Origin of the sequence: Xanthobacter nonsaccharivorans (genome assembly GCF_043194755.2) — a bacterium.
In the GTDB taxonomy this organism is placed as follows: domain Bacteria; phylum Pseudomonadota; class Alphaproteobacteria; order Rhizobiales; family Xanthobacteraceae; genus Xanthobacter; species Xanthobacter autotrophicus_G.
In genome coordinates this window covers 3,967,105-3,981,976 of sequence record NZ_CM195526.1, presented here as the reverse complement: position 1 = coordinate 3,981,976, position 14,872 = coordinate 3,967,105, and the positions used below count along the sequence as shown (strand labels likewise).

The window sequence follows — 14,872 nt, the reverse complement described above, 5'->3', positions numbered from 1 at the left end:
ATGCAGCTTCTTCGCGACTTCGCCTATGTGCGCTCCGGCGACAAGGGCGACGTGGTCTCGGTGGGGGTCATCGCCCGCACGCCGCAGGATTATCCCGTGCTCCTGGCGAGCCTCACGCCCGAGCGGGTCAAGGCGCTGTTCGGCGACTGGGTCCAGGGCGACGTGGAGACCTATCCCATGGACAATATCGAGGCCGTGGTCGTGATCATGCGCCGGGCGCTCGGCGGCGGGGCGACGCGCACACTGCGCCTCGACCAGACCGGCAAGGCCATGGGCAACGGCCTGCTGCGCCTTCCGGCCGTGCTGCCGCCCGCCGGATCGGAGGCCGCCTGAATGGCGGCCCTGCCGGACACTCCCGCCCAAGACCCCGAGCAAGAGCCGGCGCAAGCGGTTCCCCCCGACAACGCCGAGGCCTTCCGCCTCCAGTGCGCGGCGATCGAGGAGGCCGCGCGGCTCGCCGCGGCGGGCGGGCCGGCCGAGGCGGTGGCGCGCCACAAGGAGCGCGGCAAGCTGACCGCGCGCGAGCGCATCTCGCTCCTGCTCGACCCGGCGACCCCGTTCCTGGAGATCGGCCGGCTCGCTGCCCACGGCGTCTATGACGAGCCGGTCCCGGCGGCGGGCATCGTCACCGGCGTCGGCAGCGTCGGCGGGCGCCTCGTCATGATCATGGCGAACGACGCCACGGTGAAGGGCGGCACCTATTATCCCCTCACGGTGAAGAAGCAGATCCGCGCCCAGCAGGTGGCGCGGGAGAATGCCCTGCCCTGCGTCTACCTGGTGGATTCGGGCGGCGCCTTCCTGCCGCACCAGGAGGACATCTTCCCCGACGCGCACCATTTCGGCGCCATCTTCCGCAACATCGCCGAGATGTCCGCGCTGGGCCTGCCGCAGATCGCGGCCGTCATGGGCTCGTGCACCGCCGGCGGCGCCTACATCCCCGCCATGGCGGACGAGACGGTGATCGTGCGCGGCACCGGCACCATCTTCCTCGGCGGCCCGCAGCTGGTGCAGGCGGCGACCGGGGTTGTGGTGGAAGCCGAGACCCTCGGCGGGGCCGACGTGCACACCCGCCGCAGCGCGGTGGCCGACCATCTGGCCGAGGACGACGTGGAGGCGCTGTTCCTGGTGCGCGCCATCCTCGCCCGCGCCCCGGCGCCGCCTTTGCCCGGCCCGGACCTTCCGCCCGAGCCGCCGCTGAGCCCGGCCTCGGAGATCGCCGGCCTGATCCCGGCGAGCCCGCGCCAGCGCCTGCCCGCCCGCGAGATCCTCGCCCGCCTCATCGACGGCGGCCGGCTCGACGAGTACCGCGCGCGCTATGCCCGCACCATCATCTGCGGCACCGCCGCCATCGAGGGCTACCGCGTCGGCGTGCTCATGAACGACGGCGTGCTCTATGCCGAGAGCGCGCAGAAGGCGGCGAACTTCATCGAGCTGTGCTGCCAGCGCGGCGTGCCGCTGCTGTTCCTGCACAACATCAGCGGCTTCATGGTGGGCGAGGAATACGAGGCGGGCGGCATCGCCCGACACGGCGCGAAGCTGGTGAATGCGGTGGCGACCGCCGCGGTGCCGAAACTCAGCCTGCTGGTGGGCGGCAGCTACGGCGCCGGCAACTACGCCATGTGCGGGCGCGCCTTCGGCCCGCGCCTCATGGCCATGTGGCCCAATGCGCGCACCTCGGTGATGGGCGGCGAGCAGGCCGCGACCGTGCTCGGCCTGGTGCGCGAGGGCCAGCTGGCCAAGGCGGGGCGGACCTTCGACGCGGAGGAGCGGGCGCGCTTCGAGGCCCCCATCCGCGCCGCCTACGAGCGATCGAGCCACCCGCTCCACGCCGCCGCCCGCCTGTGGGTGGACGCGGTGATCGAGCCGGAGGAGACGCGCGCCTTCCTCGCCCTCGCCCTCGCCATGGCGAAAGGCGGCCCGAAGGGGGAGACCCGCTTCGGCGTGTTCCGGATGTAGCCATGATCGGCAAGCTCCTGATCGCCAACCGCGGCGAGATCGCCCGGCGCATCGCCCGCACCTGCGCGCGGCTCTCCATCCCCTATGTGGCGGTCTATTCCGACGCCGACCGCGGCGCGCCCCACCTGGAGGGGGCGGCGGACCTGGTGCGCATCGGCCCGGCACCGGCGGCGCGCTCCTATCTCGACGGGGCGGCGCTGATCCGCGCCGCGCGCGAGCGGGGTGCCGACGCGATCCATCCCGGCGTCGGTTTCCTCTCGGAGAATGCGGACTTCGCCGCCGCGGTGGAGGCGGCGGGGCTGATCTTCGTCGGGCCGCGGCCCGACACCATCGCCGCGCTCGGCGACAAGGGGCGGGCGAAGGCGCTCATGGCCGAGGCCGGCGTGCCGGTGGTGCCCGGCTCGGCCGCGGCCTCCGACGACGTGGAGGAGGTGGAGCGGCTGATCGCGGCGACCGGCTATCCCGCCTTGCTGAAGCCCGCCGCGGGCGGGGGCGGCAAGGGCATGCAGGTGGTCACGAAGCCGGGCGCCCGCGCCGAGATCGCCTCGGCGATCCGCACCGCACGCTCCAGCTTCGGCGACGGGCGCCTGCTGGTGGAGCGCCTGATCGAGCGGCCGCGCCATGTGGAGGTGCAGGTGTTCGGCGACGGCGCGGGCGGCGCGGTGCACCTGTTCGACCGGGAATGCTCGCTCCAGCGCCGCCACCAGAAGGTGATCGAGGAAGCCCCCGCCTCCACCCTGCCGGACGCCCTCAGGGCGCGCCTCGCGCAGGCGGCGGTCGCCGGCGCGCGGGCCGTGACCTACCGCAATGCCGGCACGTTCGAGTTCATCGTCGGCGCCGATGGGGCATTCTACTATCTGGAGGTCAACACGCGCCTCCAGGTGGAGCATCCGGTGACGGAGGCGATCACCGGCCTCGACCTCGTGGAATGGCAATTGCGCCTCGCCTCGGGCGCGCCGCTACCGCTCGCCCAGGAGCAGATCCACGCGCGCGGCCATGCCATCGAGTGCCGGCTCTATGCGGAGGACCCGGCCGCGGGCTTCCGGCCGGCGCCGGGACGCGTCACGCACCTCGCCTGGCCCTCCGGGGCGCGCATCGACAGCGCGGTCGAGGCTGGAAGCCCCGTGCCGCCCCACTACGATCCCATGATCGCGAAGATCATCGTCCATGGCGACGACCGGCGGCAGACACTGGCGCGCATGCGCGCGGCCCTCGCCGAGACCGCGGTGATGGGGGTCGCGACCAATCTCGGCTTCCTCGCGGCGCTCGCGGCGCGGCCGGAGGTGGCGGCCGGAACGGCGCACACCCGCCTCATCGACGAGGTTCTGCCCGAGCTCCTCGGCGCGGCCGCGCCCGGCGCGCTAGCCGCGGTGGCCGGCGCCGCCGTCGTGCTCGACGCCATGCCGGAGGGAAGCGGGCCGGCCTCGCCCTGGCAGGCGAGCGCGGCGCCCTATGGCCGGCACGCGCTGGCGCAGGGCGCGCCGCTCGGCGCGATGGTCCTGGAAATCGCCGGGGCACGCGCCGCCGTGCGGGTCCTTTCCGCCCGGCGCGGCGCCGTGACGGTGGAGGCCGAGACCGCCGGGATGCGGCTGACCGCGACGGTCGAGGGCGGGCGCGGTTCCGGCGGCCTCCTCGAAGGCATGCTCGACGGCCGGCGCTGGCGCGCGCTGGTGCTGCCCGATGCGGTGGAGGTGATCATCGACGGCGCGCGCGCGGAGGTCTCGCGCCGGGTGCGCGGCGGCCCGGACGAGGCGGAGGCGACCGACTGGGCCAGCGCCGAGATTCCCGGCCTCGTGGTCGCGGTCGCGGCCAAGGCGGGCGAACGGGTGGCCCGCGGCGACGTGCTGGCGGTGATCGAGGCGATGAAGTTCGAGAACCCCGTCACCGCCCCGCGGGACGGCATCGTCGCCGAGATCGTCTGCCGGGTCGGCGAGCAGGTGGAGGCGGGGCAGAGGCTGGTGCGCCTCGCCCTGTGAGCGCCGGCCTCAGGCTGGCATCCGGAAGTCGAGGAAGCTCCGGGTGGGGAAATCGTAGAGCCGCCCGGTGTCCTCGCACGCCGGCAGGCACAACGGTACGATGGCGGCGGCGGCCTCCTCCGCGGTCGGTAGCGTGCGCGGGTCGTCGAGCGACAAATCCGCCACGATCCGCTTCAGCTGGACACCTCCAATAACTGCATTCGTCGCGGTGACTGCCCGCGCCAATGCGGGTGCGCCAGGTGTGGACGGGATGACCTTCGGACAGATCGAGGCGGCGGATATAGACGCGTGGCTGGCGAGCTTGCGCGAGGACCTCGTCTCGAAGTCCTACCAGCCTGATCCAGTGCGGCGGGTGATGATCCCAAAGCCTGGCGGCGGCGAACGTCCGCTTGGCGTCCCGACGATCCGGGACCGGGTGGTTCAGGCCGCAGCCAAGATCGTGCTGGAGCCGATCTTCGAGGCGGACTTCGAGGACGGTGCCTACGGCTATCGGCCGCGTCGGAGCGCGATCGATGCCGTCAAGGAAACGCACCGGCTGCTATGCCGGGGCTATACCAGGGCTATACCGACGTCGTCGATGCCGACTTGTCGAAGTATTTCGACACGATCCCGCACGCGGACCTCCTCCGATCGGTGGCCCGCCGTGTCCTCGACCGGAATGTGCTGCGGCTGATCAAGCTGTGGCTGCAAGTGCCGGTCGAGGAACGGGATGGCGACGGGAAACGGCACATGAGCGGCGGCAAGAGCAGCGCTCGCGGCACCCCCCCAGGGTGGTGTCGCCAGTCCGCTGCTCTCCGTCATTTACATGAACCGATTCCTGAAGCATTGGCGGTTGACGGGGCGCGGCGAGGTGTTCCACGCACATGTCATCTCTTATGCCGACGACTTCGTCATCCTCAGCCGCGGACACGCGGAAGAGGCTCTGACCTGGACGAGGGCGGTGATGACGAAGCTCGGGCTGACGCTCAACGAGGCGAAAACCTCGGTGAAAAATGCCCGGCGTGAAGGCTTCGACTTCCTTGGCTACACACTGGGACCGCGCCACCTTCCCAATGGAGGTCGCTGGCACCTGGGGGCGAGCCCGTCCAAGAAGAGCGTGCAGCGGGTCAAGGTGAAGATCGGCGAACTTCTGGTGCCCGGCAACAAGGGCGCTTGGGACGAAGTGCGAGCACGGTTGAACCGCGTTCTGCGCGGTTGGTCGGCCTACTTCTCCTACGGCGCCCTCGCGTCGGCATACGAGGCCGTCGATCAGCATGTGTATGACCGAACGCGGCACTTCCTCCGTCAACGACACAAAGCGCAGGGGCGTGGAGCGGACCGGTTCTCTCGAGAATATGTCTACGGGGAATTGGCCGTCCGATGCCTTCGACGCGAGCGCAGTCGGTCGTCGCCGTGGGCCTTGCGGTGAAACCAGTCGGAAAGCCGGATGCGGGAAATCCGCACGTCCGGTTTGATGAGCGGGGACGGGAAACGGGGCAATGCCACCGCGCCCGTCCTCGACTCTACAGATCGCCCAGGCGAGCCTCACCATTTCGGAAGGCGGCAAGGCGATCGGCGCCATCACGGTCGGCTTGCTGATCTTCGTCATGGTCCACGGGGCCGACGTGCAGGACCGCGACGGTGCTCCCGACCTGCTCAGGGCGATCCGCTCCCGCCATCCGTGGCTGCGCCAGGTCTTCGCCGATGGCGGCTATGCCGGCGACAAGCTAAAGGACGCCATGGCCGGCCACGGACGCTGGACCATCGAGATCGTCAAGCGCTCCGACGCGGCCAAGGGCTTCGTCGTCCTGCCCCGCCGCTGGGTGGTCGAGCGGACATTCGCATGGCTCGGACGCTGCCGCCGCCTCGCAAAGGACTGGGAGAAATCCATCGAAAGCGCGACCGCCTTCGCCCACATCGCCAGCATCCGCATGCTAACACGCCGCATCGTAAGACATTGCAAAACCGCGTGAACTTTTGAATCCGGCTCTTAAGGCTCGGGTGTCGAATCCTCGAAGGAAAGCAACGCCATGAAGAAACCTACCACATCGGCAGCGGTGACACCGTCTGCGCTCGTCGAGGCAGCTGTGGACGAGGTCCGCGCCAGCTTCGAACGCCTGTGCCTGACGGCCGGGCTGGCCACTCTCACCGGTATGATGGAAGAGGATGCGGCTCGGCTCTGCGGCCCGCGCCATGGTCGCGGTGGCGATCGGGAGGCTCATCGTTGGGGCAGAGCCAAGGGAAAGATCGGCTTTCACGGCGGCAAGGTCGAAGTCGAGCGCCCTCGGGTTCGTGCCCGCTCGGCGGTGAGATGCCCCTGCCGAGCTGGGCGGCGGCGGTCGACGAGGATCTTCTCGGCCAATGGGCGCTCAATCTGATGCTGATGAACGTGTCGACCCGCAAGTTCGGCGGCGCCGTCCGCCTGCCCGGCGGCGACATCCCCGCCGAGCGGGGAGCCGGCGTGACCCGATCGGCGGTGTCGCGTCGCTTCGTGGCGCTGTCGGCCGAGACGATGAAGGCGTGGATGGCCGCCGACCTCTCCGCGCTGGATCTGCTGGTCATCCAGATCGACGGCATCCACATCGCTCAGGACCTGATCCTGCTGGCGGCGGTCAGCGTCGACGGCAACGGCGACAAGCACCCGCTCGGGGTCATGGAGGGGGCAAGCGAGAACGCCGCCGTCTGCCAGGCCCTGCTCGACAACATGGTCGGCCGGGGCCTCGACCCCGCCGTCTGTCGCCTGTTCATCATCGACGGCTCGCGTGCCCTGTCGAAGGCGATCCGCAACAGCTTCGGCCGAAGTGCGCCGATCCAGCGCTGTCAGGTCCACAAGGCCCGCAACATCACCGAGCGCCTGCCGAAATCCCTGCACGCCTCGGTGCGCAGGGCTCTTCGCCAAGCCTGGGAGCTGGACGACGCCGACAAGGCCGAAACGCTGATCCGCAATCTCGCCCGTCGGCTCGAGCGCGAGGCTCCGGGTGTCTCGGCCAGCCTCCTGGAGGGCCTCGACGAGATCCTCACCGTCACGCGCCTGCGGCTGCCGACCGAACTGCGGCGCTCGCTGGCCTGCACCAACATCATCGAGAACATGAACGGCACCATCCGGCGCGTCTGCCGCAACGTGAAGCGGTGGCGGGATGCGGCCATGGCCCTGCGCTGGACAGGGGCCGCCATGATCGAAGCCGCCAAGGGCTTCCGCCGACTGAAGGCCCACAACCAGTTGCCCAGCCTGCGCGCCGCCCTTCTCGCCCATCAGGCCGAGTGCGCCGTCGGCGCCGGCCTTGACCCTGTCCGCGAGGCTGCATAGCCTCCTCAACCAGCCACGTCCGCCGCGCTCTTTTCAACATCGGGTGGGACATCCCCACGGGGACCTTGAACATCAGCATGTGATCGAAGGCGGGCCTGCCGCCCTTCGACCGGTCCGCGCGCAGCACAGCGGCTTCCAGTGCAGGTCGAAACATCTCGAAATCGACCAGCGCCTTCACCCGCTCCAGATCGTCGCCCTTCGCCAACAGTGCCGCCATCCGATCATCGAAGTCGAAGAAACTCGGCGATTGATCCACCATGCCCGCGATCCGCCTCAAAAAGCAGCGAGAGAATCAGCCCAACGCCGATTTGCACAGGGGTTTTTGGAGGCCTCCAACTGGCGGATGGCTTGCTGCGCGTTCTCTTTCCATGACCACGACGCGCGCCGAAGGGGCCGTGTCGTTTGGCGATGCTGATGGCCAGTCATACTCGAACGCCTGCTTTCCCTTTGCAGCCCACAGGCTTCGCGCGTGATCGCCGTGATCGCCTTGCAGCTTGTCGGCCATCCAGAGCAGCGCGCCGAGGATGATGGCGCGGTCATCGCCGGTCAGGTCCACGATGCCGGCCTTGACGACGAGGCCGCCGAGTTCGATCAGATGCCGGGTGCGCTTGCGGCGCTCGACCTGCCATGTGCGCATGTCATGTCGAGCCCGCGCCGCCTGATGCCGGTTGCGCGCCGCCCGATTGTGCCGTAGCGCCGCCCGCGTCGCGGTGAGGCGCCGATGCAGGTCGCCGCGCCCGGCCGTGAAAGAACGCGGCCCCGCGCTTCGCCCATGCCTCCCTCTTTCCGGCATCCTTCGTCTCGGCCAGCACGATCAGCGCGCCCGCCAGTTCGTCGGGGCTGAGGGCGTCGGCGCCGGTCGAAATGACCAGTTCGCCAAGCTGCTGCACCTTGCGGGCTTTCAGGTCTCGCGTCTTGTCTTCGAGCGACCTCAGTTCCGCGTCGAAGTCCCGTGGCTTGCGCATCATGTCCTCCATAAGTTGTCGATGGAGCGATGATAGTTGAGCCTCTGCCGGAATGCTGTAAGGTTGCCGGGACGGTGTGGCACGGCCCGGTCCCTCCCGAGATTTTTTCGAGGGAGGGCGCGCTTATACGTCGTTCCGACGTGCGCTTTGTCGTGCAAATGATCTGATCGCGATGGCGATCTATCATCTCCATGTCAAGGTCATTGGCCGTAAATCCGGTTCGAGCGCGGTGGCGTCCGCCGCCTACCGCTCGGCCTCGCGGCTGCGCGACGAGCGCATTGACCGCGTGCAGGACTTTTCCGCCAAACGCGGCGTCGTCCATTCCGAGGTGCTGCTGCCGGAGAACGCACCCGAGCAATGGAGCGACCGCGAACGGCTCTGGAACGATGTGGAAGCCTTCGAGGTCCGCAAGGACGCCCAGCTTGCCCGCGAGGTGGAGTTCGCCCTTCCGCGCGAGATGACGCAGACGCAGGGCATCGAACTCGCCCGCGACTTCGTGCGGTCCGAATTCGTCGATCAGGGCATGATCGCCGACCTCAATGTGCATTGGGACAGGGCCGAGGATGGGAGTCCCAAACCCCACGCCCATGTCATGCTGACCATGCGTGCGGTGGACGAAAACGGCTTCGGCCCGAAGGTGCGGGACTGGAACCGCACCGAGATGGTCGAACGCTGGCGGGAACGCTGGGCCGCGCTCGCCAACGAACGGCTGGCCGAACTCGACATCGACGCACGGATCGACCATCGCAGCCTGGAGGCCCAGGGCATCGCGCTGGAGCCACAAAGCCAGATCGGCGCAACCGCGCAGCGGATCGAGGGCGAAGGGATCGAAGCCGCCGACCGCGCGGAAATGCACCTCGAGATCGCGCGCGGCAACGGCGAGCGCATCATCGCCAATCCAGCCCTGGCGCTGGACGCCATCACCCATCAGCAATCGACCTTCACGCGCCGGGACATGGCGATGTTCGCGCACCGGCACAGCGACGGGATCGACCAGTTCAATGAGGTGATGAGCGCGATGCGCACTTCGCCCAATCTGGTCGAACTCGGCAAGGACGGACGCGGCGAGGACCGCTTCACCACGCGCGAGATGATCGAGGCCGAACAGCGCCTGCACCGCGCCGCTGAATTGATGGCCGACCGCGAACATCATGAAGTCAACGACAGGGACAGAGCGGCGGCGCTTGCCCGTGCGGAAGAACGCGGCCTTGTTCTGTCCGGCGAGCAGGCCGATGCGTTGGCGCATGTCACGGACGGGCGCGATCTTGGGATTGTGGTCGGCTATGCCGGGACGGGGAAGAGCGCGATGCTGGGCGTGGCGCGCGAGGCTTGGGAAGCGACTGGCTACGAGGTCCGGGGCGTGGCGCTGTCCGGTATCGCGGCGGAAAATTTGGAAGGCGGATCGGGCATCGCGTCGCGCACCATCGCCAGCCTGGAACATGGTTGGGGACAGGGCCGCGACGTGCTCACCGCCCGCGATGTTCTGGTGATCGACGAGGCCGGCATGGTCGGCACGCGGCAGATGGAGCGCGTGCTGTCCCATGCCGCCGAGGCTGGCGCAAAGGTCGTGCTGGTCGGCGATCCGCGGCAGTTGCAAGCAATAGAAGCCGGCGCGGCCTTCCGCTCGATTCACGAACGCCACGGCGGCGCGGAGATCGGTGAGGTGCGCCGCCAGCGCGAGGACTGGCAGCGCGACGCCACGCGCAATCTTGCCAGTGGTAAAACCGGCAACGCTCTTGAAGCCTACCGCTCCCACGACATGGTCCATGCCGCTCCGACGCGGGAGGACGCGCGGAAAAATCTGATCGAGCGCTGGGACCGCGACCGGCAGGCGCATCCAGACGATAGCCGCATCATCCTGACCCATACCAATGCCGAGGTACAGGAACTCAACGAGGCAGCACGCGAGCGGATGCGGGAGGCCGGCGATCTGGGCGAGGACGTGCGCGTCACGGTCGAGCGCGGCGAGCGGAACTTTGCCAGCGGGGATCGCGTCATGTTCCTGCAAAACGAACGCGGGCTTGGCGTGAAAAACGGCACGCTCGGCACCATCGAACAGGTCAGCGAACAATCCATGTCGGTGCGCACCGATGACGGCCGTTCCGTTGCTTTCGACCTGAAGGATTACGACCGCATCGACCATGGCTATGCGGCGACCATCCACAAGGCGCAAGGGATGACGGTGGACCGCACCCATGTTCTGGCGACACCTGGGCTGGATGCCCATGGCAGCTATGTCGCCCTGTCGCGACATCGCGACGGCATGGAGCTGCATTACGGCCGCGACGACTTTGCCAATCAGGACCGGCTCGTGCGCACCCTGTCGCGCGACCGGGCCAAGGACATGGCGTCCGATTATGAGCAGATCGATCCGGCGCGGGATTACGCCGAGCGGCGCGGCATCACCTTCCGCGCCCGTGTCGCCGAGATCGTGCGCAGACTCGTGCCCGAAAAGCTGCGCGACCGGATCGACGGGATGCTCGACGGGGTGCGCTCCCCCGCAGACGCTGTGCCCGGCGGGAATGGTGTGCAGCGGCTGGAAAGGGAGGGGCCGCAAAGTGCGGCGGCGGAAGACCCGGAGGTGTCGTTGCGCCGCGCCCGCACCGATGCCCTCGTGCGCCATGCCCGCGCCATCGATGCGATCCTCAGCGCCGGAGACGCGGAGGGCAAGGCAAGTCCTGTACAGATGCGGGAACTGACCGAGGCCCGCAAGGCCTTCGAGGAGGTTCGCCCGTATGGCTGGCGCGATGCGGAAGCAGCCTATGTCAAGAACCCAGACCTTGTCCGCGAGACGGCGGTCGGCCAGGTTGCTCGTGCCGTGCGCGCCGTCCAGCTCGAAACCGAAATCCGCACCGATCCCGGCCGCAATCCGGGTTGGCGGGCCGACCGCTTTGTGGAGCGCTGGCGGAAGCTCGAACAGACCAGCCAGCGCCAGTATCAGGCGGGCGACATCTCCAGCTACAAGGCGACGCGGGCAGAGATGGGCAATATGGCCAAAAGCCTCGAACGCGATCCGCAGTTAGAGTCCATCCTAGCGGGCCGCAAGAAAGACCTCGGCATCGGTATGGAATCAGGCCGTAGCCTCGGCCAGGAACTCGCCTTCACCCACGGTCTCGGCCTCGGCAGGGGACGCGGCATCGGCATCTGAACCCATCCGATTTGCCGCCGTTCCTGCGCCACAGCCCTGCGACGTGTTGAACCCTCTTGCGCGCGCGTAACCGCCTGACCTGACTGGTCCCAGCAGTTGTCAGAAACAGCCAGCATGAGGCAGGCCAGCCATGCGCCAACCAGACCGTATCATCCGCCTGAAAACCGTCCTTGCCTGGACCGGGCTGTCCAGGTCCACCATCTACCGCAAGATCGCCGAGGGCACCTTTCCCGCGCAGATCAGGATCAGCGTCAACGGTACGGGGTGGAAGGAGTCCGATGTCAATCGATGGATCGCCAATCCCGTCGGATGGCGTCCACGGAGCGAGTCCGACTTCGATGATTTCTGATGAGGGCGGAGGCATGGCCTTTGCTGCCGGTAGGGATGGAACCAGAACGGCGTCAGCCCTCAAGGCCGAGCCGCTGCGCAGGGGCGCTGAAGCGCCCGCCTTGACCGCCCGCCGCCGCTCCGGTCAGGGCTCTCCAAGCAGGCAAGGGCGGATTGTGGGCGCGGTCGCGCTCCCAATTCGGAACGAACAGGCGGCAGGGGCGGCACGATTATAATCCATTGGATCATCATTTCGATTGCATCGACTGAGTCAGTGGAGTAATATCAAACAAGGCAAAATCGGTTCCCGTCAGTGTCGTGGAAACCCCGGAGTTCCTGGCGGCGACGCGCAAGCTGATGGGCGATGACGAGCGTACTTTGCTGGTGGACTATCTGGCCCACAATCCCACGGCCGGCGATCTCGTTCCGGGGACAGGCGGCATCCGCAAGGTCCGCTGGGGGCTGGAAGGGCGAGGCAAGCGCGGCGGCGCGCGGGTGATCTACTTCTACCACGACGCCGACATGCCGCTCTTTGCGCTCACCGCCTACGCCAAGAACGAGCGGGCCGATCTGAGCCAGCAGGACAAGAACGACTTCCGCCAATTGACCATGCTGCTGGTGGACGCCTTCAAGAGGAGAAAGTGATGAACACAGTTGCCGACAGCATCCGGCGTGGCCTTAACGAGGCTCTGGCCTATGCCGAGGGCAAGGCCGACGCGAACGCCTATCGCGTCCATGTTCCCGAGCGGATCGACGTGAAGGCGATCCGCACGAAGCTCGACATGACGCAGGAAGAATTTGCCGGACGGTTCGGGTTCAGCGTCAACACGCTGCGCCATTGGGAACAGGGTTCGCGCCAACCGGAAGGGCCGACTCGCGCTTATCTTCTGGTCATCGACCGCGCGCCGAAGGCTGTTCAGAAGGCTTTGCAGGCAGCGTGACCCGTCCTATATGCCGCCGATACTTCGCCAACGCCGCACGCGTGAGTTTTATGCCTTCACAGGCTGAATCCCGTGCCGCTTCATGCCTGTTTGTCTCGAAAACACGGCAGGAAGCGGCATGGAAGACGACAGTGAATCAAGGCCGGAACGGTTCAAACCGGCCAACGACAATAACGGCCCGCAGGGCGAGCCGAGTGCGGAAACCTGGCTCAAGATCGACCGCGCAGCGCTGACGCTGGCCCGCATCATCGGCCGCCGCATGGCGCGAGAGGATTTCGAGCGGCTGACCGCCGCCAACGACAACAGGCCCAACGCATCCGAGGCGACGGGGGACGGGGCCGACAAGGAGTGAAAGGACCGCCCCGATGACTGCCCGTCCGATGCCGCGCGTTGCGCTCTATGCCCGTTATTCTTCCGACAACCAGCGTGACGCTTCCATTGAGGACCAGTTGCGCCAGTGCCGCGAGCGCGCCGCCCGCGAGGGCTGGACGGTCGCGGAGACCTATTTCGACCGGGCCATATCGGGCGCGTCCCTGATCCGGTCTGGCATCCAGTCCCTGCTTGCCGACGCACAGGCAGGGCGCTTCGACATGGTGCTGTCCGAGGCGCTGGACCGCATCAGCCGCGATCAGGAAGACGTGGCGGGCGTCTTCAAACGCCTGCGCTTCGCGGGCGTGACCATCTTCACCCTGTCCGAGGGCGAGATCAACGAGCTCCATGTCGGCCTCAAAGGCACGATGAACGCGCTGTTCCTCAAAGACCTTGCCATCAAGACCCATCGCGGCATCAGGGGCCGTGTCGAGGCCGGAAAGATTGGCGGTGGCAACGCCTATGGCTATCGCGTCGTCCAGCAGCTCGACGCGCGCGGCGAGCCGATCCGTGGCGAACGCGAGATCATCGAGGAACAGGCCGAGATCGTGCGCCGCATCTTCCGCGAATATGTCGCCGGAAAGGGGCCGCAGCGCATCGCCGCCGATTTGAACCGCGACGGCATCCCCAGCCCCACCGGCAAGCGTTGGAACGACACCACCATCAGGGGCAACCGCATCATCAGTTCCGGCATCCTCAATTGCGAGCTTTACGTCGGCGTGATCCGCTGGAACCGGCAGAAGAAGCTGAAAAACCCCGATACGGGTCACTTCGCCTATCGGGTCAATCCCGAAAGCGAATGGATACGTTCGGAGGCTCCCGAGCTTCGCATCGTGCCGCAGGAGCTATGGGACGCCGCCAAGGCGCGGCAGGACGAGCTGACCGCTCGGTACAAGACCCAGATCGAGGCATCGCGCGAGGGCATGAAGCGCAGCCTCGCCCGAAATGGCGGCCTCAACGCCACCCATCGCCCGCGCACCCTGCTGTCCGGCCTGTTGTTCTGCGGCTGCTGCGGCGGCTCCTATGCCCGTCGCGGGCAGGACCGCTACGCCTGCACCAATCATGTGCTGGGCAATGGCTGCGACAACGCCCGCACCGTGGACCGCAAGGCTCTGGAAGCGCGTGTGCTGGCCGGCCTGTGCGAGCGAATGATGACGCCGGAGATCGCCGCCGAGGCCATGCGAGTCTATGCCGAGGAAACCAACCGGCTCAATCGCGACCGCCGAAACTCGGCCGAAGCCAGCCGCAAGGAACTGGGCGACATCACGAAAGCCATTGCCGAGATCGTGCGCGTCATCGAGCAAGGCGGGTATCACCGCGCCCTGTCCGACCGCCTGACCGAGCTTGAGGCCCGACAGGACAGCCTCACCGCCCGTCTCTCCGACGCGCCACAGGACGTTCCCGACATCCACCCCGGCATTGCCGAGACCTACCGGCGTAGGATCGAGCGCCTGACCGCCGCGCTCGACCACCCCGACGACGCGGCAGAGGCGGCCGAGGCGATCCGCGAGATCATCGACGGCATCATCATCACCCCCGGCCCGATGCGCCGCGACCTCTCCATCACCCTGCAAGGAGAGCTTGGCGCAATCCTCGATTGGATCGAACGCACCGGAAAACCCGGCCACAAGCCTGCGATTGACACCCCATCATCCCGTTTGTCGGTCTCGGTAAAAACCGGGGCTTGTCCGGGGGATCCACTTCGCGGCCGGGCTGCGCATCCGGCTTGCAGCAGCGGACGAGCGACCCGGTGGATGCCCCGGACAAGCCGGGGCATGACGGCGCAATCACGCGAGAGGCGAGGGCGCCTCATGCTTCGATGGTTGGCGGCAAGCGCCGGCTCATGGCGGCCCCTGGATCGTTTCCCCGTTTCATGGAATCGGGGAAACGATCCAGGTCTTTGA

The 14,872-nt window shown here is 67.8% G+C and carries 14 protein-coding genes and 2 pseudogenes; 13 read left to right on the top strand and 3 right to left on the bottom strand.

Annotation, left to right across the window (positions count from 1 at the left end; translation table 11 throughout):
• From V5F59_RS18200 to V5F59_RS18190, 3 genes are read left to right on the top strand one after another with little or no spacing between them, the layout of a single operon-like run.
• Window positions 1–333: an AtuA-related protein gene (locus V5F59_RS18200; protein ID WP_281805220.1), complete on the top strand. Its 333-nt coding sequence runs from the start codon at window positions 1–3 to the stop codon at window positions 331–333.
• Window positions 334–1,956, top strand: coding sequence for a carboxyl transferase domain-containing protein (locus tag V5F59_RS18195; protein ID WP_281805222.1), 1,623 nt, complete (start codon window positions 334–336; stop codon window positions 1,954–1,956).
• 2 nt (window positions 1,957–1,958) lie between these two features.
• Window positions 1,959–3,932, top strand: a complete 1,974-nt coding sequence (locus V5F59_RS18190) for an ATP-binding protein (protein WP_281805224.1) — start codon at window positions 1,959–1,961, stop codon at window positions 3,930–3,932.
• Between the two features lie 9 nt (window positions 3,933–3,941).
• On the opposite strand, the gene V5F59_RS18185 is transcribed toward V5F59_RS18190, so the two are convergent.
• Window positions 3,942–4,097, bottom strand: coding sequence for a hypothetical protein (locus V5F59_RS18185; RefSeq protein WP_281805226.1), 156 nt, complete (start codon window positions 4,095–4,097; stop codon window positions 3,942–3,944).
• An 85-nt stretch (window positions 4,098–4,182) separates the two neighbouring features.
• On the opposite strand from V5F59_RS18185, the gene V5F59_RS18180 reads away from it, so the two are divergent.
• From V5F59_RS18180 to V5F59_RS18165, 4 genes and pseudogenes are all read left to right on the top strand, one after another.
• Window positions 4,183–4,605 carry a reverse transcriptase family protein gene (locus V5F59_RS18180; RefSeq protein WP_281805228.1) on the top strand — a complete coding sequence of 141 codons (423 nt, stop codon included), beginning with the start codon at window positions 4,183–4,185 and terminating at the stop codon, window positions 4,603–4,605.
• Between the two features lie 132 nt (window positions 4,606–4,737).
• On the top strand, window positions 4,738–5,340 hold the full coding sequence (locus tag V5F59_RS18175; RefSeq protein WP_509211071.1) for a group II intron maturase-specific domain-containing protein: 603 nt from the start codon (window positions 4,738–4,740) through the stop codon (window positions 5,338–5,340).
• A 154-nt stretch (window positions 5,341–5,494) separates the two neighbouring features.
• A pseudogene (locus V5F59_RS18170) lies at window positions 5,495–5,884 on the top strand (IS5 family transposase); the annotation flags it as partial.
• 57 nt (window positions 5,885–5,941) lie between these two features.
• A pseudogene (locus tag V5F59_RS18165) lies at window positions 5,942–7,218 on the top strand (IS256 family transposase).
• A gap of 292 nt (window positions 7,219–7,510) precedes the next feature.
• Here V5F59_RS18165 and V5F59_RS18160 read toward each other — a convergent pair.
• A complete protein-coding gene (locus V5F59_RS18160; RefSeq protein WP_281805229.1) occupies window positions 7,511–7,855 on the bottom strand; it encodes a conjugal transfer protein TraD in 345 nt (114 codons plus the stop codon).
• Window position 7,856: 1 nt separating this feature from the next.
• Window positions 7,857–8,183, bottom strand: a complete 327-nt coding sequence (locus tag V5F59_RS18155; protein ID WP_281806382.1) for a conjugal transfer protein TraD — start codon at window positions 8,181–8,183, stop codon at window positions 7,857–7,859.
• A gap of 172 nt (window positions 8,184–8,355) precedes the next feature.
• On the opposite strand from V5F59_RS18155, the gene traA reads away from it, so the two are divergent.
• The 6 genes from traA (at window position 8,356) to V5F59_RS18125 (ending at window position 14,872) form a co-directional block, all read left to right on the top strand.
• On the top strand, window positions 8,356–11,331 hold the full coding sequence (gene traA / locus V5F59_RS18150; protein ID WP_281805232.1) for a Ti-type conjugative transfer relaxase TraA: 2,976 nt from the start codon (window positions 8,356–8,358) through the stop codon (window positions 11,329–11,331).
• A gap of 130 nt (window positions 11,332–11,461) precedes the next feature.
• Window positions 11,462–11,680, top strand: coding sequence for a helix-turn-helix transcriptional regulator (locus V5F59_RS18145; RefSeq protein ID WP_281805234.1), 219 nt, complete (start codon window positions 11,462–11,464; stop codon window positions 11,678–11,680).
• Between the two features lie 296 nt (window positions 11,681–11,976).
• Window positions 11,977–12,303 (top strand): type II toxin-antitoxin system RelE/ParE family toxin, encoded by a 327-nt coding sequence (locus tag V5F59_RS18140; protein WP_281805236.1) that lies wholly within the window; start codon window positions 11,977–11,979, stop codon window positions 12,301–12,303.
• A complete protein-coding gene (locus tag V5F59_RS18135; RefSeq protein WP_281805239.1) occupies window positions 12,303–12,599 on the top strand; it encodes a helix-turn-helix domain-containing protein in 297 nt (98 codons plus the stop codon). The genes V5F59_RS18140 and V5F59_RS18135 overlap by 1 nt, the downstream gene beginning before the upstream one ends.
• 118 nt (window positions 12,600–12,717) lie before the next feature.
• Entirely contained in the window at window positions 12,718–12,951 is a 234-nt protein-coding gene (locus V5F59_RS18130; protein ID WP_281805241.1) for a hypothetical protein, read from the top strand.
• Window positions 12,952–12,964: 13 nt separating this feature from the next.
• Complete coding sequence (locus tag V5F59_RS18125) at window positions 12,965–14,872, top strand: recombinase family protein (RefSeq protein WP_393976601.1); 1,908 nt, start codon at window positions 12,965–12,967, stop codon at window positions 14,870–14,872.